The sequence below is a fragment of the Pontibacter actiniarum genome, from assembly GCF_003585765.1.
Classification (GTDB): Bacteria; Bacteroidota; Bacteroidia; order Cytophagales; family Hymenobacteraceae; genus Pontibacter; species Pontibacter actiniarum.
Map to the genome: position 1 here is coordinate 20,328 of NZ_CP021235.1, position 22,967 is coordinate 43,294.

The 22,967-nt window shown below is 54.1% G+C and carries 19 protein-coding genes and 1 pseudogene; 18 read left to right on the forward strand and 2 right to left on the reverse strand.

Features of this window, described 5'->3' with window-relative positions:
* Positions 1-9 precede the first annotated feature (9 nt).
* The 11 genes and pseudogenes from CA264_RS00075 (at position 10) to CA264_RS00120 (ending at position 13,911) form a co-directional block, all read left to right on the forward strand.
* Entirely contained in the window at positions 10-273 is a 264-nt protein-coding gene (locus tag CA264_RS00075; RefSeq protein ID WP_025609358.1) for a DUF4212 domain-containing protein, read from the forward strand.
* A gap of 27 nt (positions 274-300) precedes the next feature.
* Positions 301-1,992 carry a sodium:solute symporter family protein gene (locus tag CA264_RS00080; protein WP_025609359.1) on the forward strand — a complete coding sequence of 564 codons (1,692 nt, stop codon included), beginning with the start codon at positions 301-303 and terminating at the stop codon, positions 1,990-1,992.
* 119 nt (positions 1,993-2,111) lie between these two features.
* Complete coding sequence (locus CA264_RS00085; RefSeq protein ID WP_025609360.1) at positions 2,112-2,330, forward strand: hypothetical protein; 219 nt, start codon at positions 2,112-2,114, stop codon at positions 2,328-2,330.
* Positions 2,327-5,050 (forward strand): ATP-binding protein, encoded by a 2,724-nt coding sequence (locus tag CA264_RS00090; RefSeq protein WP_025609361.1) that lies wholly within the window; start codon positions 2,327-2,329, stop codon positions 5,048-5,050. The genes CA264_RS00085 and CA264_RS00090 overlap by 4 nt, the downstream gene beginning before the upstream one ends.
* Before the next feature lie 15 nt (positions 5,051-5,065).
* Positions 5,066-5,449, forward strand: a complete 384-nt coding sequence (locus CA264_RS00095) for a response regulator transcription factor (protein WP_025609362.1) — start codon at positions 5,066-5,068, stop codon at positions 5,447-5,449.
* 23 nt (positions 5,450-5,472) lie between these two features.
* Positions 5,473-7,353: pseudogene (locus tag CA264_RS22020) on the forward strand (propionyl-CoA synthetase); the annotation flags it as partial.
* A gap of 78 nt (positions 7,354-7,431) precedes the next feature.
* Complete coding sequence (gene acs, locus CA264_RS22025) at positions 7,432-9,330, forward strand: acetate--CoA ligase (RefSeq protein ID WP_025609557.1); 1,899 nt, start codon at positions 7,432-7,434, stop codon at positions 9,328-9,330.
* Between the two features lie 612 nt (positions 9,331-9,942).
* Entirely contained in the window at positions 9,943-11,874 is a 1,932-nt protein-coding gene (locus tag CA264_RS00105; RefSeq protein ID WP_025609363.1) for a DUF294 nucleotidyltransferase-like domain-containing protein, read from the forward strand.
* Positions 11,874-12,572 carry a 3'-5' exonuclease gene (locus CA264_RS00110; RefSeq protein ID WP_025609364.1) on the forward strand — a complete coding sequence of 233 codons (699 nt, stop codon included), beginning with the start codon at positions 11,874-11,876 and terminating at the stop codon, positions 12,570-12,572. The genes CA264_RS00105 and CA264_RS00110 overlap by 1 nt, the downstream gene beginning before the upstream one ends.
* Positions 12,573-12,736: 164 nt before the next feature.
* The gene (locus CA264_RS00115) at positions 12,737-13,237 is read left to right on the forward strand and encodes a hypothetical protein (RefSeq protein ID WP_025609365.1); all 501 of its coding nucleotides are present in this window, start codon (positions 12,737-12,739) and stop codon (positions 13,235-13,237) included.
* Positions 13,238-13,350: 113 nt separating this feature from the next.
* Positions 13,351-13,911, forward strand: coding sequence for a DUF4269 domain-containing protein (locus CA264_RS00120; protein WP_025609367.1), 561 nt, complete (start codon positions 13,351-13,353; stop codon positions 13,909-13,911).
* A gap of 169 nt (positions 13,912-14,080) precedes the next feature.
* Here the strand turns inward: CA264_RS00120 and CA264_RS00125 are convergent, their stop codons facing one another.
* On the reverse strand, positions 14,081-15,154 hold the full coding sequence (locus CA264_RS00125; protein ID WP_025609368.1) for an SMP-30/gluconolactonase/LRE family protein: 1,074 nt from the start codon (positions 15,152-15,154) through the stop codon (positions 14,081-14,083).
* A 30-nt stretch (positions 15,155-15,184) separates the two neighbouring features.
* A complete protein-coding gene (locus tag CA264_RS00130; RefSeq protein WP_025609369.1) occupies positions 15,185-15,694 on the reverse strand; it encodes a VOC family protein in 510 nt (169 codons plus the stop codon).
* A gap of 111 nt (positions 15,695-15,805) precedes the next feature.
* On the opposite strand from CA264_RS00130, the gene CA264_RS00135 reads away from it, so the two are divergent.
* From CA264_RS00135 to CA264_RS00170, 7 genes are all read left to right on the forward strand, one after another.
* Positions 15,806-16,126: a winged helix-turn-helix transcriptional regulator gene (locus tag CA264_RS00135; RefSeq protein ID WP_036777909.1), complete on the forward strand. Its 321-nt coding sequence runs from the start codon at positions 15,806-15,808 to the stop codon at positions 16,124-16,126.
* Positions 16,127-16,746: 620 nt separating this feature from the next.
* Positions 16,747-17,310, forward strand: coding sequence for an NUDIX domain-containing protein (locus tag CA264_RS00145; RefSeq protein WP_025609372.1), 564 nt, complete (start codon positions 16,747-16,749; stop codon positions 17,308-17,310).
* Positions 17,311-17,417: 107 nt separating this feature from the next.
* Positions 17,418-18,224 (forward strand): lysophospholipid acyltransferase family protein, encoded by an 807-nt coding sequence (locus tag CA264_RS00150; RefSeq protein WP_025609373.1) that lies wholly within the window; start codon positions 17,418-17,420, stop codon positions 18,222-18,224.
* The gene (gene gatC, locus CA264_RS00155) at positions 18,166-18,453 is read left to right on the forward strand and encodes an Asp-tRNA(Asn)/Glu-tRNA(Gln) amidotransferase subunit GatC (RefSeq protein WP_025609374.1); all 288 of its coding nucleotides are present in this window, start codon (positions 18,166-18,168) and stop codon (positions 18,451-18,453) included. The genes CA264_RS00150 and gatC overlap by 59 nt, the downstream gene beginning before the upstream one ends.
* Positions 18,454-18,583: 130 nt before the next feature.
* Positions 18,584-21,625 (forward strand): tetratricopeptide repeat protein, encoded by a 3,042-nt coding sequence (locus tag CA264_RS00160; protein WP_025609375.1) that lies wholly within the window; start codon positions 18,584-18,586, stop codon positions 21,623-21,625.
* A 9-nt stretch (positions 21,626-21,634) separates the two neighbouring features.
* Positions 21,635-22,363: an ABC transporter ATP-binding protein gene (locus tag CA264_RS00165; RefSeq protein ID WP_025609376.1), complete on the forward strand. Its 729-nt coding sequence runs from the start codon at positions 21,635-21,637 to the stop codon at positions 22,361-22,363.
* Complete coding sequence (locus tag CA264_RS00170; RefSeq protein WP_025609377.1) at positions 22,363-22,917, forward strand: cob(I)yrinic acid a,c-diamide adenosyltransferase; 555 nt, start codon at positions 22,363-22,365, stop codon at positions 22,915-22,917. Before CA264_RS00165 ends, CA264_RS00170 begins: the two co-directional genes overlap by 1 nt.
* Positions 22,918-22,967: the final 50 nt, after the last annotated feature.

Consider the following 22,967-nt stretch of genomic DNA (forward strand, 5'->3'; position numbering starts at 1 on the left):
TTGTAACACATGGAAAACAACAAACAAAAGATGCAGGAATACTGGAGGCGCAACGTGCGCATCCTGCTCACGCTGCTCGGGCTCTGGTTCGCGGTGTCGTACGTGTTCGGCATCCTGCTCGTGGAGGAGCTCAACCAGTTCCACCTGGGGGGCTTTAAGCTCGGCTTCTGGTTTGCCCAGCAGGGCTCCATCTACTGCTTTGTCATCATCATCTTCGTGTACGTGATCCTGATGAACAAGCTGGACAGAGAGTTTGACGTGCACGAAGATTAACTTCACTCACTTTAAAAGCAAAACAAAATGAGCATCTTAGCTTGGACATACCTGATCGTGGGCATTACGTTTGCCCTCTACATTGGCATTGCGATCTGGTCGCGTGCCGGATCAACCAAAGAGTTCTATGTGGCCGGGGGCGGTGTTAGCCCGCTGGCCAACGGCATGGCCACCGCCGCCGACTGGATGAGCGCGGCCTCCTTTATCTCCATGGCCGGCCTTATCTCCTTTATGGGGTACGACGGCTCTGTGTACCTGATGGGCTGGACGGGCGGCTACGTGCTGCTGGCCCTGCTGCTGGCGCCCTACCTGCGCAAGTTCGGTAAGTTTACCGTGCCGGATTTCGTTGGCGACCGCTACTACTCCAGAACGGCCCGCCTGGTGGCCGTGGTCTGCGCCATCTTTATCTCCTTTACCTACGTGGCCGGGCAGATGCGCGGCGTGGGCATTGTGTTCTCCCGCTTTCTGGAGGTGCAGATCGAGACCGGTGTGATCATCGGCATGGTGATCGTGCTTTTCTACGCGGTGCTGGGCGGCATGAAGGGCATTACCTACACGCAGGTGGCGCAGTACTGCGTGCTGATTTTCGCCTACATGGTGCCTGCTATCTTTATCTCCATCATGCTGACGGGCAACCCGATTCCGCAGCTCGGCCTGGGAGGCGATGTGGCTGACGGCACGCCCTTGCTGGCGAAGCTGGACGGCATGCTGACAGAGCTGGGCTTTGCGCCCTACACCAGCGGTACCAAGTCTACCATCGATGTGTTCTTTATCACGGCTGCCTTGATGGTGGGCACGGCTGGCCTGCCCCACGTAATCGTGCGCTTCTTTACCGTGCCGAAGGTGAAGGACGCGCGCAAATCCGCAGGGTATGCGCTGGTGTTTATTGCGATACTCTACACAACGGCCCCGGCCATTGGCGCCTTTGGCCGCTACAACATGATCAACAACATCAGCAACCGCCCTATTGCCGAGATGCCGCGCTGGGTGCAGAACTGGCAAAAAACGAAGCTGATCAGCATTGAAGACAGAAACGGAGACGGCCGCATCCAATACGTGAAGAACCCGGATGTAAACGAGCTGACCATAGACAAGGACATCATGGTGCTGGCGAACCCGGAGATCGCGAACCTGCCCAACTGGGTAATCGCGCTGGTGGCGGCCGGCGGCCTGGCGGCGGCTCTCTCTACGGCGGCCGGCCTGTTGCTGGTTATCTCTACCTCCATCTCCCACGACCTGCTCAAGAACTCCTTTATGCCGGATATCTCTGAGAAGAGCGAGCTGATTGCGGCGCGCGTAGCGGCTACACTGGCTGTGGTGGTGGCCGGCTACTTTGGCATCTACCCTCCGGGCTTTGTGGCTGAGGTGGTGGCCTTTGCCTTCGGTCTGGCGGCGGCGTCCTTCTTCCCGGTTATCATTATGGGGATCTTCTCGACGCGCATGAACAAGCAGGGCGCCATCTGGGGCATGGTGATCGGGCTGCTGTTCACCATTTCCTACATCTCGTACTTCAAGTTCATCAACCCCGATGCAAACCTGCCGGAGAACTGGTGGTTCGGTATTTCGCCGGAAGGCATTGGTACGCTTGGCATGGTGCTGAATTTTATTGTATCTTTTGTGATATCAAGAATGACGCCGCCGCCGCCAGCCCACATCCAGGAGCTGGTAGAGGATATCCGTATCCCGCGCGGGGTGGTTGCTGCCGCTGCAGCGCACTAACACCAAGTACAGAGATGACCGTTTCGAGCAAGGTGAGCCGTCCGGGCTGCGTGGTAGTCCGTGTTAAAGATCGCGGCTCCGGACCTCACCTTGTTTGGAATGGTACATAACCTTACCCTATGCGTGACCGAGTAAAAGGCAGGCGACTTTTCTTCATCAGCGTGCTCTTCCTGCTGCTGCTGAACTTCCCGGTGCTCTCCATCTTTAACAAGGGCGGTGTGGTGGCGGGCGTGCCTGTGCTGTACCTGTACCTGATGCTGGGCTGGCTGGGGTGCATTGTGGCGATAGGGCTGTTTGTAGAGCGTAAGCGCATCCGGAAACCAAAGCAGCGGGCATGAACTACTGGCTGGTCATCGGGGTGTCTTTTTTATACCTGGCCTTGCTGTTTGGGCTGGCCTCCTGGGCGGAGCGCCGCTCCGCTGCCGGGAAGAGCTTTGTGGGCAACCCCTATGTATACGCGTTGTCGATGGCCGTTTACTGCACCGCCTGGACCTACTACGGCAGTGTGGGGCGCGCCGCCACCTCGGGGCTGGAGTACCTGGCCATTTACGTGGGCCCTACCCTGATGGCGCCGCTCTGGTGGGTCGTGCTGCGCAAGATCATCCGCATCTGCAAGGTGCAGCGCATCACCACCATCGCCGACTTTATTTCCTCGCGCTACGGCAAGAGCATTACGCTGGGCAGCCTGGTAACGGTTGTGTGTGTGCTGGGGATCATCCCTTACATCTCCATCCAGTTAAAGGCGATTGCCAGCAGCCTGAGCATCCTCACGGGCACCGCCATACAGCAGGAGGCTTTCCCGGACACCTCCTTCTTTATTGCCATCGGCCTGGGGCTGTTCACCATCGTGTACGGCACGCGGCACATAGAGGCCACCGAGCGCCACGAGGGCATGGTGGCGGCGATCGCCTTTGAGTCGGTGCTGAAGCTGGTGGTGTTTATCCTGGCCGGGGTGTTTGTGACGTACGTTGTCTTTAACGGCTTTGATGATGTGATGGCCCGTGCGCAGGCGCTGCCGAACTTCAACCGCCTGATGACTTTCAGCGGCGAGGGGGGCTTCGGGGAGTGGTTCTGGATGATCTTTCTGTCGATGCTGGCCATTCTCTTCCTGCCGCGCCAGTTCCAGGTGGCGGTGGTGGAGAACGTGAACGAGCAGCACCTGAACAAGGCCATGTGGCTGTTCCCGCTGTACCTCTTCGCCATCAACGTTTTTGTGCTGCCTATTGCCCTGGGCGGCGACCTGCTGTTTGCCCCCGGCGCCTTCGATGCCGACATGTTTGTGCTGGCCATCCCGTTGAGCGAAGGCCAGAGCCTCCTGGCGCTGCTGGTGTACCTGGGCGGCTACTCGGCCGCCACCAGCATGGTGATTGTGGCCACCATCGCCCTGAGCGTGATGATGAGCAACAACCTGGTGATGCCGCTGATGATCGGCACGCCATACTTTAAAACAGCCAACCAGGACCGCCTGACGCGCATCCTGCTCTATAGCCGCCGCCTGTGCATTATGGCGGTGCTGTTGCTGGCCTACCTGTACTACAAAGGCGTGGCAGAGTACTACTCGCTGGTGGAGGTCGGGCTGGTGTCGTTTGCGGCCGTGGCCCAGTTTGCCCCGGCCATGATCGGCGGGATCTTCTGGAAGGAAGGCACCAAAGGCGGTGCGCTGGCTGGCATTGTGGTCGGCTCCCTGGTGTGGTTCTATACCTTGGTGGTGCCCTCCATAGTGGGGGTGGGCATGCTGCCGACGAGCGTGATGAGCAACGGGCCGCTGGGCATAGGGTGGCTCAAGCCCTTTGCCCTGTTCGGGCTGGAGGGGATGGGGTACATCTCCCACGCCATGTTCTGGACGATGTTCCTCAACACGGGCCTCTACATTGGCGTATCGCTGCTAAGCCAGCAGACTTCGCAGGAGCGGAACCAGGCGGAGGTTTTCGTGGATATTTTCCGCTACTCCATGGTGTACGAGTCCTCTATTGTGTGGAAGGGCACGGCTTACATCCCCGATATCAAGTCGCTGCTGGTGAGCTTTCTGGGCGAGCAGCGCACCGACAAAGCCCTCAGCTCCTTCCGGCGCAAGTACCCGGCTCCCGAGGATGCCACCGGCAAGGCAGACCCGAAGCTGGTGACCTACGCCGAGAAACTGCTCTCCGGTGTGATCGGCTCCTCGTCGGCGCACATTATGGTGGCCTCGGTGGTGAAGGAGGAGGAGATAAGTATAGACGAGGTGCTGAACATCCTGCGGGAGTCGCAGCAGCTGATTAGCATCAACAATGAGCTCAGAAGGAAATCGATGGAGCTGCGCCGCGCCACGGAGCAGTTGCGCAGCGCCAATGAGCGGCTAAAGCTGCTGGACGAGCTGAAGGACGACTTCCTCTCCACGGTAACGCACGAGCTGCGCACCCCGCTTACCTCCATCCGGGCTCTGTCCGAGATACTGTACGACAACCCGGAGATGGAGCGCAGCGACCAGGAGCACTTTCTGCACACCATCGTGAAGGAGTCGGAGCGGCTGACGCGGCTGATTACGCACGTGCTGGACCTGGAGCGCTTCGAGAGCGGCCGCCAAAAGCTGAACCTGGAGCCGGTGCAGCTGAAGGAGGTAATACAGGAGTCGGTGGAGGCGCTGGCGCAGCTGGTGCAGGAGAAGCAGATAGAGCTGGTGGTGGATGTGCAGCACAGTTTGCCAAGTATAAACGCCGACCGCGATCGCCTGATACAGGTGCTGGTCAACCTTATCTCCAACGCCATCAAGTTCTGCAGCCCGGAAAACGGCCGCATCATCGTCTCCGCCTACTACATCGACGGAAACGTAAAGGTAAACGTGGTGGACAACGGCAAAGGGATAGACGCGGAGAGCCAGAAGCAGGTGTTCGATAAGTTTTACCAGGCCAAGCACCAGAACATCCGCAAGCCCGAGGGCAGCGGCCTGGGCCTGGCCATCAGCAAAAAGATAATAGAGTCGCACCAAGGGCGGCTGTGGGTCGAGAGCGAGCCGGGCAAAGGAGCCAGGTTCTCGTTTACGCTGCCTGTAAGGGTGGCGGCCCCCGCCGCTAAAGTATAAAACTATGCGTAACGTATGAGTAAGGCGAAAGAGAAGATGAAGGTGTTGGTCGTGGATGATGAGCCTAGTATCCTGATGCCGCTGGAGTTCCTGATGCGGAAGAACGGGTATCAGGTGTTTATCGCCCGCAACGGCACAGAGGCCATCGAAAGCGTAAACAAAGAGTTGCCGGAGGTGGTGGTGCTGGACATTATGATGCCCGACGTGGACGGCTACGAAGTATGCCGCCACATCCGGGGGAAAGAGGAAATGAACGGGGCAAAGGTTATTTTCCTGAGCGCCAAAACCAAGGATGCTGACATTAAAAAAGGCTATGCCGTGGGGGCGGACCTCTACATCCCGAAGCCCTTCTCCACGCGCTTCCTGATGGAGAAGATCAAAGACCTGACAGCGAGTTGACGGAAAACTAAAAAACTGGAACTATGGAGACTTTATCCCCAACACCAAACAACTATGCGGAGGCATACGCCCAAAGTATAGCCGACCCGGAGGCCTTCTGGGGTGAGCAGGCAGAGCAGCTGGCGTGGTACGAAAAGCCGCAGCAGGTGCTCACCACGGATGAGAACGGCTTCTACCGCTGGTACAAAGGCGGAAAGCTGAACACGGCCTACCTGGCCCTGGACTACCACGTGGAGAACGGCCGCGGCGATCAAACGGCCCTCATCTACGATTCTCCTGTAACGGGAACCATAAAGAAGTACACCTACGCGGAGCTGCGCGACTTTGTGGCCCGCTTTGCCGGCGCGCTGCAGCAGCTGGGGGTAGGCAAAGGCGATACCGTGGTCATCTACATGCCCGTTATACCGGAGGCGATGGTGGCCATGCTGGCCTGTGCGCGCCTGGGGGCGGTACACTCGGTGGTGTTTGGCGGCTTTGCCCCACACGAGCTCTGCGTGCGGATCGATGATGCCAAGCCTAAGGTGGTCATCTCTGCTTCCTGCGGCATCGAGTTCGACAAAGTGATACCCTACAAGCCGCTGCTGGACAAGGCGCTCAACGACAGCACGCACAAGCCGGAGCACACCATCATTTTCCAGCGGCCGCAGGTACAGGCGGCAATGCAGCAGGGGCGCGACCTGGATTACGTAGAGGTGCTGGAGCAGGCCGCGCCGGCCGACTGCGTGCCGGTGGATGCCACGGACCCGCTGTACATACTCTACACCTCCGGCACCACCGGCAAGCCCAAAGGCATCGTGCGCGACAACGGCGGCCATGCCGTGGCGCTCAAGTACAGCATGAAGGCCGTGTACGACGTAGACCCGGGCGATGTGTTCTGGGCTGCCTCGGATGTGGGCTGGGCGGTAGGCCACTCGTACCTCGTGTACGGCCCGCTGATCCATGGCTGCACCTCCATCCTTTTTGAGGGCAAACCGGTGCGCACACCTGATGCCGGAACCTTCTGGCGCATCATCCAACAACATGAGGTAAAGGTGCTGTTCACGGCTCCCACGGCCTTCCGCGCCATCAAGAAAGAGGACCCGGACGGGCTGCTGAAGAAAAAATACGACACGCCATCTTTAAAATACCTATTTTTAGCTGGAGAGCGCTGCGATGTGTCTACCTACTACTGGGCCAAAAACCTGTTGCAGGTGCCGGTGATAGACCACTGGTGGCAGACGGAGTCGGGGTGGCCGATGGTGGCGAACATGGCTGGGCTGGAGCTGCAGCCGGCCAAACCGGGCTCTGCGGGCAAACCAGTCTGCGGCTACGAGGTGCACATTCTGAACGAGGAGGGGCAGCAGCTGATACCGAACCAGGAGGGCGTTGTGGCCGTGAAGCTGCCTTTGCCCCCGGGCTGCCTGCCTACCCTGTGGGAGGATGATGAGCGCTTCCGGAAATCATACCTGGAGCGTTTCCCCGGCTACTACATGACCGGCGACGGCGGCTACATCGACGAGGAGGGCTACGTGTACATCATGGGGCGCATCGACGATGTGATCAACGTGTCGGGCCACAGGCTCTCTACCGGTGAAATGGAGGAAATGGTCTCCTCGCACCCGGCAGTGGCCGAGTGCGCCGTAATCGGCATCGCCGACGACCTGCGGGGCCAGCGGCCAGTCGGGCTGGTGGTGCTTAAAGACGGGCAAACCATAGGCGAACAGGAGCTGGAGCAGGAACTGGTGGCGCTGCTCCGGGATAAGATCGGGGCGGTGGCCTACTTCAAAACCGTGGTGCTGGTGCAGCGCCTGCCGAAAACGCGCTCCGGAAAGATACTCCGCCGCATCCTGCGCCACATTGCCGACGGCACGCCCTACGCTGTGCCGTCGACCATTGATGACCCGGCTATCCTGACCGAGATACACGACCATCTGAAGGCGCGGCGCATTGGAAACGCATTCATAAACCTTAAAACTAAATCTAACCAAGAACTACACCTTGCCATGACAAATTATCAAGTAAGCACCTACGACGAGTACCAGGACGCCTACAAGCGCAGCACAGAGGACCCCGAAGGGTTCTGGGCCGATGTTGCCGACACCTTTACCTGGCGCAAGAAGTGGGACAAGGTACTGGAGTGGAATTTTGAGGAGCCAAGCGTAAAGTGGTTCCAGGGCGGGAAGATGAACATCACCGAAAACTGCCTGGACCGCCACCTGAAAACGCGCGGCAATAAACTGGCCCTGATCTGGGAGCCCAACGACCCGAAGGAGCGCTTTGTCAGGCTAACATACCGTGAACTGCACGAAAAGGTGTGCCAGTTCGCCAACGTGCTCAAGAAGAACGGGGCGAAGAAGGGCGACCGCATCTGTATCTATATGCCGATGGTGCCGGAGCTGGCGATTGCCGTGCTGGCCTGTGCCCGTATTGGCGCCATCCACTCGGTGGTGTTTGCCGGTTTCTCCGCGTCGGCCATGGCCGACCGCATCAACGACGCGCAGTGCAGCATGGTGCTGACCTCGGACGGCCTGAACCGTGGAGCGAAGCAGATCCCGGTAAAGCGTGTGGTGGATGAGGCCCTGGAGGACTGTACCTCCGTTAAAAAAGTAATTGTAGTGGAGCGCCTGGGCTGGGCCGTGAACATGGTGGAAGGCCGCGATGTGTGGTACCACGATGAAGTGCAGACTGTCGGGAAAGACTGCCCTGCCGAGGAAATGGATGCTGAGGACATGCTGTTTATACTTTACACGTCCGGGTCTACGGGCAAGCCAAAAGGCGTTGTGCACACCTGCGGCGGCTACATGGTGTACGCGCAGTACAGTTTCTGCAACGTGTTCCAGTACCAGGAGAGCGATGTATACTGGTGCACCGCCGACATCGGCTGGATTACCGGCCACACCTACCTGGTGTACGGCCCGCTGCTGGCTGGTGCCACAACGCTGATGTTCGAAGGCGTACCAACTTACCCGGACATGGGCCGTTTCTGGCAGGTGGTGGATAAGTTTGGCGTTACCATCTTCTATACCGCGCCAACAGCCATCCGTGCGCTGATGGGCGGAGACCTGGACAACGTGCTGTCCTATAGCCTGGACTCGCTGCGGGTGCTGGGCTCCGTAGGCGAGCCGATCAACGAAGAGGCCTGGCATTGGTACCACATCCACGTGGGCAAGGAGGATTGCCCGGTGGTAGACACCTGGTGGCAAACCGAAACAGGCGGTATTATGATTTCCACCCTGGCCGATGTCACCCCGATGAAGCCGAGCCACGCCGGCCTGCCTTTGCCGGGTATCCAGCCGATACTGGTGGACAGCGATGGGAACGAGATCACTGAGAACGGTGTGGAGGGCTACCTGTGCGTGAAGTTCCCGTGGCCAAGTATGATCCGGACCACGTACGGCGACCATGAACGCGCCCGCCTGAGCTATTTCTCTACTTACAAAGGCCTGTACTTTACCGGTGACGGTGCCAAGCGTGATGAGAACGGCCTGTACCGTATCATCGGCCGCGTGGATGATGTAATCAACGTATCCGGCCACCGCTTTGGCACAGCCGAGATTGAGGAGGCCATCAACCATAACGAGCACGTGATTGAGTCTGCCGTGGTGGGCTATCCGCACGATGTGAAAGGGCAGGGGATCTACGCGTTTGTGATCCTGAAGGATAAACCTGAGCGCGACGACTGGTTGCGCGCCGAGATCATCGAAACCGTGGTGGAGAAGATCGGGAAGATTGCCAAGCCGGACAAGATTCAGATTGTAAGCGGCCTGCCAAAAACCCGCTCCGGCAAAATCATGCGCCGCATCCTGCGCAAAGTTGCCGAAGGAGACACCTCCAACCTGGGCGACACCTCAACGCTCCTTGATCCGGAGGTAGTAGAGGAAATCAAGAACGGTGCACTGTAACAGTATTTAGTTTAGTTGTTTAAAGCCCTGTAGCTACTGCTACAGGGCTTTTTTTGTTTTTGGTGTTGACGACCATGAAAAGGCTTCAAGATTTTGTAGCATAAGCTGCTGCTTTTCTCCCCAATCTTTACCTAAGAACAGGAGAGGAAGGCTGTAGTTGAGTTGGCGAAAGGTTAAGCCATATGTCTCCGGTTTTTGCAGGAACACCCCCTTCCCCCTGCAAAGGGAGACTTAGCTTTTGTTGTATTGCGATGGCTGCGGCTAAAGGATAATATTTCCAGTCCTTGGGTTGAGCACTCCAAAGCAGAAGGTGAAACAGTAGGTGCTTGGGAGCTGCAGGATGAACGGGAGCTAGAAAAGGGCAGCTTGGCTGAAGTTGCAGGAAGCAGAGGCTACGCAAGTATAGCAGGGGCCGTCGCGGGCCAGAAAAGTTGTGAACAGCGGCAGCAAGTACGGTGTTTCAAACCAGTTGAGTTTACAACTCCACATCATGGTAAGATACGGGTTGGGAACTTGCGCCAGCGGGAAGGCAGCCAGAGAAGTACCTTAACTCCAAACCCCTTGCACCTCATCCATAAAACGCTTAACTTATACTAGCAAAAGCACTGCCCTATGAAACCCGCCAACGCCATACAAGAGCGCGTACTGGAGTTCCTGAAACAGTACCCGCCGTTTAACCTGATAGCACAGGATGAACTCCGGCAACTGGCGGGGCAGGTGCGGGTGCAGTACCTGGAGCCGGAGCAGGTGCTGTTTAAGCAGGGCGACACACCGCATGAGGTGTTTTATGTGGTGCGGCAGGGTTCGGTAAGGCTGGAGCAGGGGCCTGAGGATGAGAGGCGCCTGGTGGATGTATGCGACGAGGGAGATGTGTTTGGGGCCCGTGCCCTGATCGCTAAGAAAGACTATTCCTCCAGGGCCACGGCTGCTGAAGAAGCGCTGGTGTACGGCATTCCGACGGCGCTGTTCGAGCCTATCCTGTACCATAACCCGGAGGTGGCTTTATACTTTGCCGCCGGTTTTGCCGCCGGGTCGCCGGTGCAGCAGGGCAGTATGCAGGAGACCAACAAAGCCCGCCGCGGGCTGAGCACCTACACCCCGCAGCAGCCGCTGCACCTGGAGGATGTGCTGACGCTGGACACCGACCGCAACAAAGTAACCTGCACCGGCCAGACCTCCATTCGGCTGGCGGCCCAGATCATGAGCGATAAAGACTCCAGCTTTATACTTGTTGTGGATGAGCAGGAGCGCCCTGTCGGCATCCTGACCGACACGGACCTGCGAAGGCGCGTAGTGGCGGGCCACCTGAGCATCGACGATGCCGTGACGGAGGTAATGTCGGCACCGGTAGTGACCATACACCCCAACCCGCACATGGCGGAGGCTCTGCTGCTAATGATGCGCCACCGTATAAAGCACCTTTGCGTGACAGCAGACGGCTCCGGTGAATCACCTGTGGAGGGAGTTCTGACAGAGCACCACCTGCTGCTTGCCCAGGGCAACAACCCGGCAGTGCTGGTGCAGGAAATCCGGGAGACGCAAAGCATCGGCAACTTGCCAGCCATCCGCAACCAGGCCGAGGAGCTGCTGCAGAAGTACCTGGAGCAGGAGGTGAGCATCGCTTTCATCGCCAACATTATAACAGAGATAAACGATGCGCTGGTGGTACGGGCACTGCGGCACGCCGAAAGTGTACTTGGCGAACCGCCTTTGCGCTACTGCTGGCTCTCCATCGGCAGCGAGGGGCGCGAGGAGCAGCTGTTGCGTACCGACCAGGACAACGCCCTGGTGTTTGAGGATGCCCATGCGGCACAGGAGAAGGAGGCGCAGGCGTACTTTCTGGAGCTGGCCGCGCAGGTAAACCAGGTGCTGGAGTCCTGCGGCTTTGAGAGGTGCCCGGCTAACATGATGGCAAGTAACCCTTTGTGGTGCCAGCCGCTGCACACCTGGGTGCACTACTTCTACAAATGGATACACCAGCCTACCGAGGAGGCGCTCCTGAACGCCAGTATCTTCTTCGACTACCGCCCAGTTTACGGGGACTTTAGCCTGGCAGAGAAGCTGACAAACTATGTTTACGAGCACATACAGCAGGAGCGGATATTCTTGCCTTACCTGGCCAAGCATGCTCTGCAGAGCCCGCCTCCGCTCAGCTTTTTCCGGAGCTTTATTGTGGAGCGGGGAGGGGAGCACAAAGACCAGTTCGATATAAAGCTGCGCGCCATGGCCCCGCTTGTAGATGCCGCCCGTGTGCTGACGCTGGATAACCGCGTGGCCGGCGAAAACAATACCTTTAAGCGCTTTGCCAGGCTGGCAGCACTGGAGCCACAAAACGCCGGCCTTTACCAGGAGGCCGCCATGGCCTACGAGATTATGATGCGCCACCGGGCCCTTAGCGGTTTGCGCAACCACAACTCCGGGCGCTACATCAACCCGGAGCAGCTCAACAAGCTGGAGCGGCAAACGCTGCGCAATACCTTTAAGCCCATTAGCGATGTGCAGGAGTTGCTGCAGGTGCGCTTCCAGTTAAATTACCTGGGCTGATGCGCGGCTGGCTGAAAGAACTGCTGTCGGGTAAGCCGCAGGCAAGCCCTGATGATCCTCCCTTCTGGAAAGACTACATCCAGCGCATACATAACCAGGGCGCTGCAGATACCTCCCTGAGCGAGGCGGACTTTGTCGTTTTTGATACCGAGACAACGGGTTTGGATGTAAAGGCGGACAAGGTGCTGTCGGTGGGGGCTGTGAGGGTGTGTAAGGGGCAGGTGCTGGTACAGGATAGCTTTGAGTTTGTGGTGCGGCAGGAGGTGGCAGCAGGAAACAAAAGCGCAGAAGTGCACGGCCTGCTGCGGCAGGAGGTAGGGCAGGGGGTGCCGGAGCCGGAGGTGCTGATGCTTTTCCTTTCCTTCGTGGGCAGCGCCCCTTTGGTTGGCCATCATGTGGCTTTTGATGTTGAGATGATCAACGGCATGATCCGGCGCTGTGGCATCAACGGCAAGCTGCACAACCCCACCGTAGACACCGCCGAACTGGCCAAACGGCTGGAGCGCCGCCAGCACTCCCCCGACAGCTACCGGCGCTCCGACTACACATTAGACTCGCTCATCCGCAAGTATAACCTGCCCACCGAATCCCGCCACACCGCCTCCGGCGACGCCTTTATCACGGCCATACTGCTGCTGAAGCTGCTAGCGCAGGCAAAGCAGCGTGGGATTAGCAAGGTGGGGGAGCTGGTGCGGTAGGTGGCAGGTTGCCTGGCTCGGCTTATTTGTAGATTTGGCAGATAAGCCGAATAGCTATTCCGTTTATCTGTTATATTTGGAGTATAGCAGGAATAGGGTTCCTGTTAGCAATTAGTTGGCGATGATTGTAACTACTAATTTAACCACAACGCAAAAACAATAGCATGAGGAAGTTCAGAGCGATTATGGGCGCTTTTGTTTTTGGTACTATTTGTATTGGTTGTGAGGGAAAAGGAGAAGGTACTTCTTCGGAGAAAACAGTAGGTGGAACTGAGGCTATTGAGCAAAGCATCCAGACTTGTGTTAGTGATATAGGAGTAGAACTTGTTCCAGATGATATTGAGGCACCTGATGCTCTTGTTGTTTCTTTTACCAGCACAGATGAAACAGTAAATCAGATGCTGGAGCAAGGCAACACTGTTACGCTAATAGTATGGAAGGACACTTCAACTGTCATCGAAGATTCCGCAGTGTATACATCAAGAATAGCCAAAATCAGGAAAGTAAAGGACAGTGAGTTTCAGATATTCTATCCTGGTATGGGATTCACAGACTTAGGCACAAATGAGCTATCGGTGATTTCAAATGAAGAACTGAGGATAAACCCCCAAATAACAATCAAAACAAGGGCAGGAAGAGAATGGACTTTCCGCTCCTGCCAATAAAGAAGCTTAACTAGAAGAAAACAACCTTCGCCAATAAAGTATAGCAGTACTGCTTCGGCTACGCCTCGCAATCTGCTATACCAAGTCCGTTAGCAGAAAGAAATATTAAAAGAATGGATTTCAATATTATTGAATATTTAAAGAGAGGTACTCCAAAGCAACAAGAAGCATATAATGTGCTTACTCAATATTCAATAATGGAGTATCTGCAACCTTATTCTCCCATATTGGCAGGGACAATTCCTATAGATATTGACATAGAAAACAGTGATTTGGACATTATTTGTTACTGGGAACATGTTGATCAATTCAAGGTTAATTTGCTCAAATATTTCTCCAGTTATAAAGACTTTCAGTTAGTTGATAAAATGGTTCAAGATCAACGTACCGTAATTGCTAATTTTATAGTTGAAAGCTTTGATATTGAAATATTTGGGCAGAATACACCTTCGCAAGAGCAGTATGCTTACAGACACATGGTAGTAGAGTACTATCTTCTACTGTCCAAGGGAAATCAGTTCAGGCAAACCATTAGGGAACTTAAGGAGCAGGGATATAAAACAGAACCAGCTTTTGCTCATGCTCTAGGATGGAAGGGAGATCCATATCTTGAACTTTTAAAATATGAAGAAAAATTACAAACCCATCTGCCAACAATAGCTAAAAAGCTTTAAACCGCTTTTTAGCCAAACGTTAGCTGCAACCCAGGCGAAAATCTTCAATAGAATCAAAAGCTGAAAATAATTTTAAGATTGATTTCTATTGCATACTTTTACTTATAGCGATAGGCTATTTTATTAAAACAAGCACCATTGGACTACCACGGTTTTCAATAATCCCTCTCTAATTGATTTTTATTTTGTTGATAGTAAATACCATATCGGAAATATCTTCACCCACCTCATTAATTCTGGAATTAGTGAAATATAGGTGTCCTTCATAAATACTAAAGGTGTCTGCCCATTTCACTTTTTCTCCTTGAACCAAGGTTTTCAGTTTTCCTTCCGGAGTAAGGTAGTCAATCCTATTATGTTCCAAATCCGCCAGATATAGATTTTGATGTTTGTCGAAAATCATCCCATCCGGAGCCCCCGTTTCGGCTTCTATTTTTACATTGGCTTCTATTTCGGCTTCCGTTCCGTTAAGCAAGACAGCCGTAGAAACAGAATACAATGTATAACCGGTTAAACTATGAAAGAACAAACGGTTGCTTTTGGGATTTAATGCAATGCCGTCAGAATGTACCGGTTTACCACCCCATTTTTTCCCATCGAAAGTTAAATAATCGGTTTCGGCTCTGGTTGAAAAGTGGTTGTCAAGAACGCGTCTGCTTTTTCTCGTAGAAAGATCATAGATAACCAAGGCACCCTCATTGGAATCGGTAAAGTAGATGGCGTTATTTTTTAAATCTACACGCAAATCATTGATGTAAGAGTTTGGCTTGTAGCTCCCTTCAGAAAGAATCAAAATGTCTTCCAAACTGTTATTCTTGAGATTGAAAACATAAACCCTTGGAGCATCTACTGTACCTTCCCAAATAGGATTCCGGGTATCCAGCACATAAAGTTTTTTGGCAAATGCCACAACAGACTGAACGCCTATAAAAACGGAATCGGAAACCGCCTGTTCAATATTCCAACTGTTCCAGTTCTTGTTGGGGTAAGGCTGCAAATTCCCTTCTTTGGAAATTTCAACCACTGAATTTTCCACCGTATTCCGCCACCTGGGAAAATTGACGAAAATCCTGCCCTTATCACTAACCGATACACCAGTGACCTGTTGACCCTTAAACTCTGCAACATTCGTTACTTCTGTCTGCTTGGATTTAGGCGAATGGAAGCAGGAATATATGCCAAAGAATAAAAACGGTAATAATATTAAATGAAAAAGCAGTTTTTTGATTAAGGTTCTAATCATAACATACTGTTTTAAAATCTCACATTAAAGTTATTTAGTGTATGCGCCTGAAGAATACGTCAGTTCATAACTGTGCGTGTAGATTTCAAAAACAATTCCGAATGGGTCTTCTACATAACACATTTTGTAAGGTTTGTCATCTGGATAATACTCCCTGACAGGCATTCTTTGCTTACCCCCGTACAACAGAATTTTTTCTATCAGTTCCTCTATATTTGGGTCTTGTATGCAAAAATGAAAGAGTCCGGTATTGAATGGGTTAAATTCAGGAGCTTCTTTAATTCCGTTGGGAAAAGAAAACAGTTCAATTCCTATTCCGTCTGAGGTTGCGAGGTGTGCAATTTCAAATTGTTCCCAACCGTTGCCAAATACATCAATACACATCTGCCCGATGGCGGTGTCTGTTTCTTTTTTGACAATGGATGGTTCCATTATAACATACCAGCCCATCACTTCAGAATAGAATTTTACAGCCTCGTGCAAATCAGGAACGGTAATCCCGATATGGGAAAATGTTTTAGGATACGGTCTCAAATTCATAACAATCTATTTTAGTCCTGCAAAAAAAGTGCATATTAGCTAATTAAACGAGAACTAACCAAAAAGTAATATAGTTACCAAAAAGAGTATTTTGTTGATAATAAGTAATTTATGGATGAAATAAAAAATAGAATTATATGTCCGCTCGACTTTGCGATGAAACTTATTGGTACTAAATGGAAACCTTTGGTGTTATTCCATTTGCTGGAAGGTCCTGTGCGGTCAGGTGTATTGCAAAAGCACCTTCCGGATATTTCCAACAAAATGTTTACCCAAACTATAAGGGAATTGGAAAAAGACAATTTAGTTGAAAGAATTGTATATCCAGTCGTTCCCCCCAAGGTGGAATACAAGTTAACCAAGAAAGGATATTCACTGGAAAATATATTAAAAAGTCTGGATGCGTGGGGGCTTGAAATGATGAAGACATAAAGAAAGAGTTCTTGGATAAAGGCATACTTAACGTATAGGCCGAAAAAGTAAAAAACGAATGAAAATAATAAAAGAAACATTGAGCTAACTACAAAAGGGCAGCAGCTAACATTGTAAAAGCATAATGCGGGCTGAATCGCTAAATTTCAGTATTTTGGCATCTGTCAAAGTTTAGTGCTAGTGGGTAGTGAATCACTCCGAAACCCGCACTACGCTTATACTTGACCGTTAGCGGTAATATAATGAAGAGAAGGAAACATACACCAATAGGGCTAAACGGCCTGTTTATGCTGGTACTTACGGTGTGCCTTATGGATCTATTTTCTTCATTTAAAATAAAGAGCCAGGCTGTCAAGTCGTTTTCATATGTTGGGCTGCTTGTTCTTTTGCCGGTTTTGCTTGTGTGGCCAAAGGTAAGCAAAGAGGTTAACGAAGCGGGTTTCTGGTCCTCTTGAAAAAGCACACTAGAAGAACATGGTATAAATGCCAACAGCGCCTCCTTTCTCTCTAGTATCAAGCCGTTCTCACCATTAACCGACAGCCTCTTTTCCCAAAGTTCCCCCACCCATACTGCCACAACCCGCAAACCCCTATCTTTGCACCAGTAAACAGTATAAGCTATGATCGACGAAACCCATAATCCCTGGACCACCCTCTCCAGCAAGTCAGTTTACCAGAACCCCTGGATAAAAGTGCGTGAAGACCAGGTGCTGAACCCCAGCGGCGGCGAAGGCATCTACGGGGTAGTGAGCATGAAGAACAAGGCCATTGGCATCATTCCGATTGATGAGGAGGGATATACGTACCTCATCGGCCAATACCGCTACCCGCTCAACGAGTACAGCTGGGAAATACCGATGGGCGGCGGCCTGCTGGAGAACGACATTCTGGAGTCGGCGAAGCGGGAGTTGCAGGAGGAAACAGGCTTTACAGCCGCCAAATGGGAAAACATATGCCGCCTGCACACATCCAACTCCGTAACCGATGAAGAAGGATTTGTTTTCCTGGCCCAGGAACTAACCGCCGGCGAAACCGCTTTTGAAGAGACTGAGCAACTGCACATCAGGAAAGTGCCGTTTAAAGAGGCAGTGCGCATGGCCATGAACAATGAAATTACCGATGCCATTAGTGTGGCCGGTATTCTGAAAGCAGCCTTTCTGCTGCAGGAGCAGGGCAAACTGTAGCGTACGCTGTACCTCTAGGGGCAGGCGCTGGCTTTTATACCTTGTGCCGGGGCCAGGCAGCAGGCACAAGAGTTGTACAGTGGTGGATTATTCTTACATTTGAACGCATGAAGGCCATAAAATACCTATCACACAGAATCTACACAACCTGGTGCGTCACCTGGTTCGTGCTTCCGTTTGTGGTAACGTACCCGTTGCAGGTAGTGCTGCTGCGTAAAAAGCGGTGGCATAGGTATTTACACAATGTAAACAGGTTCTGGTCAACATCGGCCCTGCGCATGTTCCTGACGCCGCTGCAGGTGGAGTGGCGCATGAAACTTAACCGCGGGCAGCGCTATGTTTTTACCCCCAACCACAGTTCCTATTTAGACATTCCGGTGGTGCTGCATGCCATCCCCGGATTTATTAACTTTGTGGGCAAAAGCGACCTGTGCAAAGTGCCGCTGTGGGGCAAGGTATACGAGCAGCTGTATATCTCCGTAGACCGGAAAAGCGCCACCAGCAGTGCCAGAAGCTACATAAAGTCAGTGAAAACGCTGGAGGAAGGGCGCAGCCTGGTGATTTTTCCGGAGGGTACGATTCCGAAAACGGCCGGCAAGGAGCTGATGGCCTTCAAGGACGGCCCGTTCAGGATCGCCATTGAGAAGCAGCTGCCGGTGGTTCCGGTCACCATGCCCTACAACCAGCACTTTCTGCCTGACCTGGACGGGAAGCTGAAGGTACGCTGGCACCCGCTTAAGATCGTGGTGCACGAGCCGATCGAGACGAAGGGGCTGACACTGGAGGACCTGCCACAGCTGAAAGAGCAGGTTTCCCGCATTATTCAAACGGAATTAGAAAAACATAATAAAGTACATGTCAACAGATATTCAAACCATCCGCAAGATAGCGCACTTAGCGAGGCTAGAGTTTAACGAGGAGAAGGAGCAGGAAGTGCTGCAGGACCTGAACAAGATCCTGAACTGGGTAGACCAACTGCGCGAGCTGGACACAGAGAGCGTGGAGCCGCTCATCCATATGTCGGAGGAGGTAAACGTGCTGCGTGAGGACGAGGTCCGTAACACGATCTCCCACGAGCAGGCCTTGCTGAACGCACCTAAAAAAGACTCTGACTATTTCCGCGTACCTAAAGTGCTGGAGTAACCTGCTGGCATAGGTAAAGAGACAGGTCTATCCTGCGATGGCCTCCGGCGTAAAGCGTAGGCAAAGCAGCAAGAAGAAGTATAACCAGAATGTCTTGTGTCTTATGTCTTGATACTTGTGTCCTACAAATATGAATAAAATCAAGTTCTGGAAAAGCTGGGATACTCATACCAAGTATCCCTATCTTTTTTTATTTCTGTTGAGCGCCCTGGCGTTGTTGCTGGGCGTATATCACTATTTTACCGGCGACAACGCCGTTTTTGCCTGGGATAAGATAACGGATCTGCAGGTGGTGCCCATGCCGGTGCATGAGGTAACGCGCCTGCTGGAGCCCTTTACCCTCTCGGCCGACGGCTACCTGATTTCTGAGCAGTACGATGTGGCCGCGCCGGAGGTAAACACCTGGGTGGCCTCTGTGCTGCTCGGGATGCTGGCTATCTGCGTCGCCTTCTACACGGCCGCCATCAGCACCATGCGGCAGCTGCCGTACTTTGCCGGCGTCCTGCTGCTGATGCTGTTCCTGGCTACGTTTAACTTCGATTTACTGGAGATTTTCGGGGGAGGCGCAAGCCAAACCATGCTGCTGCTAAGTATAGCCATGCTGGCCATGGGTAGCTACGCCTTCCAGGCTTTCTGGCAGAATACCAACTTCGGGCTGCGTGTGCTGGGCATGCTGGTCATTGTAGGGGTGCTGGGGATGCTGCTGTATGCTGAGGCCGAGTTCCCGGCCGAGCTGGTCACGCTGCACCTGGTCAACTACAGCTCCATCGGTTTGCTGGTGGCCACAGTGCTGTTTATGCTGTGGGTGAGCTACGAGAACGTAAATGCCCTGCTTTGGATAAATACGCAGGCTAAAACACCGGAGCGCCGCTTCGGCATGTGGCAGTTTATACTTATCAGCTTGCTGTACCTGCTTAGCCTGCTGCTGATTTACCTGCGGCACGTGGGGGTTGTCCGCACCGATGTTAGCTATATCAACGCTTACCTTATCCTGCTGCTCTCCACCGTGGCGGGTTTCTGGGGCATGCGCCAGCGGGAGAAAGTATACGGCGGCCTGTTCCCGTTCCGCCCGACCGGTGCGGTGCTGTACCTGGTGTTTGCCACCATCACCTTCCTGAGTATCGGGTACGCCTACGCCACCGCCAACGACTCCCTCACCACGCTGTTTGATGATTTGGTGGTGTACACGCACCTGGCCTTTGGCGTCGGCTTTTTCCTGTACGTCATGATCAACTTCGGGCGTTTGCTGGAGCAGCGCCTGCAGGTGTACAAGGTGGTGTATGAGCCGCGCAGCTTCTCGCTGTTCTCTTTCTTTATCATGAGTTCGGTGATCTGTGTGGTGATGGTGATGCGTACGCAGTACCGGGTGTACTTCCATGCGCAGGCCGGGTACTACAGCTACCTTGGCGACCTTTACCGCGCCTCCGGCAACGATATACTGGCGGAGCGCTTTTATGAGGAAAGCGATGTGTACGACAATAACAACGTGAAGGCTAACTACAGCCTGGCGGCCATGTACCGGCAGGAGCAGCAGCGCAACAACGAGATTCTGCGGCTGAAGGACGCGCTGGAGAAGCGCCCGAACCCGAAGCTGTACGTGCGCCTGGCCAACCTCTACGACGAAAAGCAGTTCTTCTTCGAAAAGCTCTATGTGCTGCAGCAAGGGGCAGAGCAGTTCCCGGAAAGCTCGGAGATCTACAACAACCTGGCCCTGCTGTACGCCCAAACCAGCGTGCAGGATAGCACCGAGTACTATTTTGACCTGGCGCAGCGCTTCGCTGATAACGACGACTTCGTGCGCAGCAACCGCCTGGCCTACTATACAAGGCAGGCGATGCTGGAGCCGGCCAAAACCGTGCTGGAGGAGTCGCTGAAGGGCAAGTATAAAACGCTGCGCAGCAACCAGGCCGTGCTACGCCAACTCCTGGGCCTCGATCCACAGGACAAGGAAGACTTTATGCCGGACTCACTGGAGGCCGTGGAGGACTTCGCCCTGTTCTACAACCAAACGATCAGCCGCCTTAACACAGACGACACTACCCGGTTACAGCCTATCAGCAGGTACCTGAAGTCGCCGGGCAACCAGATCTTCTACAGCGACCTGTACTACCTGAGGGGGCTGATACACCATTACAACGGGCTGCCGCAGGAAGGCAGAAACGCCCTGGAGAACCTGGCCCTGCAGATGGAGGTGCAGAGCGGCTACTACTACAACGCCTTAGGGCAGTGGATGCTGGAGGAGGAGAACTACCGGGCCGCGGCCGCATACTTTAAGCAGGCCAAAGACCGTGGCTACCCGCAGGCTTACCTGTCGCAGGGGTATGCACTGGCACTGGCGCATCAGCCGGAGGCAGCCGTGGCGGCGCTGGAGGAGGTGGCCTATACCGAGAACGAAGCGGCTGTGTCGGTGGCCCAGGAGCTGGCGGCCCTGTTGCAGAAAGACGTACAGGCGGTGCAGCAGTCCTCTACCGATAAGGAGAAGGTGCAGTACCTGCTGACGTACCTCCCCAAGCTGGCGCCCGAACAGGTGAATGCGCTGGTGGAGGCAGTGCAGGAGAAAGAGCTGAAGCGACGCGCCCTGGTGGCCAGGGTTGATTACCTGTTGGGCCAGAAGCGCTGGAAAGCCGCCCTGGATGCCATTACAGAGGCTTCGGGGCAGCTAAAGCCGGAGGGAGAACTGCGCTCTGCACTAAACCTGCAGCAGCTGAAACTGTGGCTTTACACCGAAAACTATGACGTGCTGCTGAACAGGCTGGACAAACTCTACCTGACCGACCGGGACAAGCGCATGGGGCTGTACTTTAAGGCACGCATAGCGGAGGCAAAAGGCCGGATGGAGGAAGCCGCAAGTCGCTATGAGCAAGCGCTTAAGATGCTGGTGTATGACGAGGAGACTGTGCTGGCTGCCGCCGAGTTCTTTAACAAGTATAAACCCGACGAAGAGGCGGCGTACAACATTCTGCTGAGCGGCGTTACGTATAACCCGTATGCGGCACAGCTCTACAAAGCCTATGCGCTGGAGAGCCTGGACCAGGGGCTTTACTCGTATGCGGAGCAGGCGTCAGAAACCTTGCAAGGCTTGCTTCCTGCCTCAGAATATACTACATTTATAGAGAAATTAGCACAAAAGCGTCAGGAAGTAGAGGCACGCGCCGAAAACTGGCAACTATGAAATAAGCCTATGAGCACCATTATTGAAACCCACGATATTTCAAAGGTGTACCGCATGGGTGCGGAGACCATTCACGCCCTTAAGTCTGTGTCTATCACCATAGCGCGCGGCGAGTATGTGGCGTTTATGGGGCCCTCTGGTTCCGGCAAGTCCACGTTTATGAATATCATCGGCTGCCTGGATACACCAACCGGCGGCACGTACGTGCTGAACGGGCAGGACGTGAGCAACATGACCGACAACGAGCTGGCGGAGGTGCGCAACAAGGAGATCGGCTTCGTGTTCCAGACCTTTAACCTGCTGCCGCGGCAGTCGTCGCTAGAGAATGTGGCCCTGCCGCTGATCTATGCCGGCTACAACAAAAGCCAGCGCGAAGAGAAGGCGCAGCTGGCACTGGAGAGTGTGGGCCTCGGCACGCGCGGCAAGCACAAGCCCAACGAGCTTTCCGGTGGCCAGCGCCAGCGTGTGGCTATTGCCCGCGCCCTTATCAACGATCCCAGCATCATCCTGGCCGACGAACCGACAGGTAACCTCGATACCAAGACCTCCTATGAGATCATGGAGCTGTTCGAGAACCTGCACGCCAAAGGCAACACCATCATCATGGTAACGCACGAAGAGGACATCGCCAAGTATGCCCATCGCATCGTGCGCCTCCGCGACGGACTGGTGGAGTCTGATACCTTGAACACTGATATTGCCACAGCTTCCAAGCTGCAGGCAGAGCAACAGCACTAATGAAAATTTACACTAAGACCGGCGACAAAGGCACCACCGCGCTTATAGGTGGCACCCGCGTAGCCAAATCCCACTTACGCATCGAGGCCTATGGCACCGTGGACGAGCTCAACTCCTACATCGGGTTGGTGCGCGACCAGGAAGTGAACGCAGCGCGCCTCGACATTCTCAAGGAGATACAGGACAGGCTTTTCACCATTGGAGCCCTGTTGGCCACCGATCCGGAGAAATCTAAAATGAAAACCCCTGACCTGCACGAGGAGGATGTGACCTTACTGGAGCAGGAGATAGACCTTATGACTGCCGATGTGCCGCCGCTGCGGGCATTCGTGCTGCCTGGCGGGCACCAGTCGGTGTCGTTTTGCCACGTGGCCCGCTGTGTGTGCCGCCGCGCCGAGCGCCTGGCCATCAGCCTGCAGGAGGTGGCAGCGGTAGCGGAGGGAGAGCTGGTGGTAAAATATTTAAACAGACTCTCTGACTATCTTTTCGCTCTTTGCCGTAAAATGACCCAGGAACTGGGCGCTGAGGAGGTAGTTTGGAAACCCAGAATTTAACAACCCATACGATACAACCCAACCTAACCCAACAGGAATCACTAAAACTA

Bases quoted from the DNA above. Each gene is read 5' to 3' on its own strand.
- CA264_RS00075 (WP_025609358.1), top strand. From the start codon at position 10: ATGGAAAACAACAAACAAAAGATGCAGGAATACTGGAGGCGCAACGTG.
- CA264_RS00080 (WP_025609359.1), top strand. From the start codon at position 301: ATGAGCATCTTAGCTTGGACATACCTGATCGTGGGCATTACGTTTGCC.
- CA264_RS00085 (WP_025609360.1), top strand. From the start codon at position 2,112: ATGCGTGACCGAGTAAAAGGCAGGCGACTTTTCTTCATCAGCGTGCTC.
- CA264_RS00090 (WP_025609361.1), top strand. From the start codon at position 2,327: ATGAACTACTGGCTGGTCATCGGGGTGTCTTTTTTATACCTGGCCTTG.
- CA264_RS00095 (WP_025609362.1), top strand. From the start codon at position 5,066: ATGAGTAAGGCGAAAGAGAAGATGAAGGTGTTGGTCGTGGATGATGAG.
- acs (WP_025609557.1), top strand. From the start codon at position 7,432: ATGACAAATTATCAAGTAAGCACCTACGACGAGTACCAGGACGCCTAC.
- CA264_RS00105 (WP_025609363.1), top strand. From the start codon at position 9,943: ATGAAACCCGCCAACGCCATACAAGAGCGCGTACTGGAGTTCCTGAAA.
- CA264_RS00110 (WP_025609364.1), top strand. From the start codon at position 11,874: ATGCGCGGCTGGCTGAAAGAACTGCTGTCGGGTAAGCCGCAGGCAAGC.
- CA264_RS00115 (WP_025609365.1), top strand. From the start codon at position 12,737: ATGAGGAAGTTCAGAGCGATTATGGGCGCTTTTGTTTTTGGTACTATT.
- CA264_RS00120 (WP_025609367.1), top strand. From the start codon at position 13,351: ATGGATTTCAATATTATTGAATATTTAAAGAGAGGTACTCCAAAGCAA.
- CA264_RS00125 (WP_025609368.1), bottom strand. From the start codon at position 15,154: ATGATTAGAACCTTAATCAAAAAACTGCTTTTTCATTTAATATTATTA.
- CA264_RS00130 (WP_025609369.1), bottom strand. From the start codon at position 15,694: ATGAATTTGAGACCGTATCCTAAAACATTTTCCCATATCGGGATTACC.
- CA264_RS00135 (WP_036777909.1), top strand. From the start codon at position 15,806: ATGGATGAAATAAAAAATAGAATTATATGTCCGCTCGACTTTGCGATG.
- CA264_RS00145 (WP_025609372.1), top strand. From the start codon at position 16,747: ATGATCGACGAAACCCATAATCCCTGGACCACCCTCTCCAGCAAGTCA.
- CA264_RS00150 (WP_025609373.1), top strand. From the start codon at position 17,418: ATGAAGGCCATAAAATACCTATCACACAGAATCTACACAACCTGGTGC.
- gatC (WP_025609374.1), top strand. From the start codon at position 18,166: ATGTCAACAGATATTCAAACCATCCGCAAGATAGCGCACTTAGCGAGG.
- CA264_RS00160 (WP_025609375.1), top strand. From the start codon at position 18,584: ATGAATAAAATCAAGTTCTGGAAAAGCTGGGATACTCATACCAAGTAT.
- CA264_RS00165 (WP_025609376.1), top strand. From the start codon at position 21,635: ATGAGCACCATTATTGAAACCCACGATATTTCAAAGGTGTACCGCATG.
- CA264_RS00170 (WP_025609377.1), top strand. From the start codon at position 22,363: ATGAAAATTTACACTAAGACCGGCGACAAAGGCACCACCGCGCTTATA.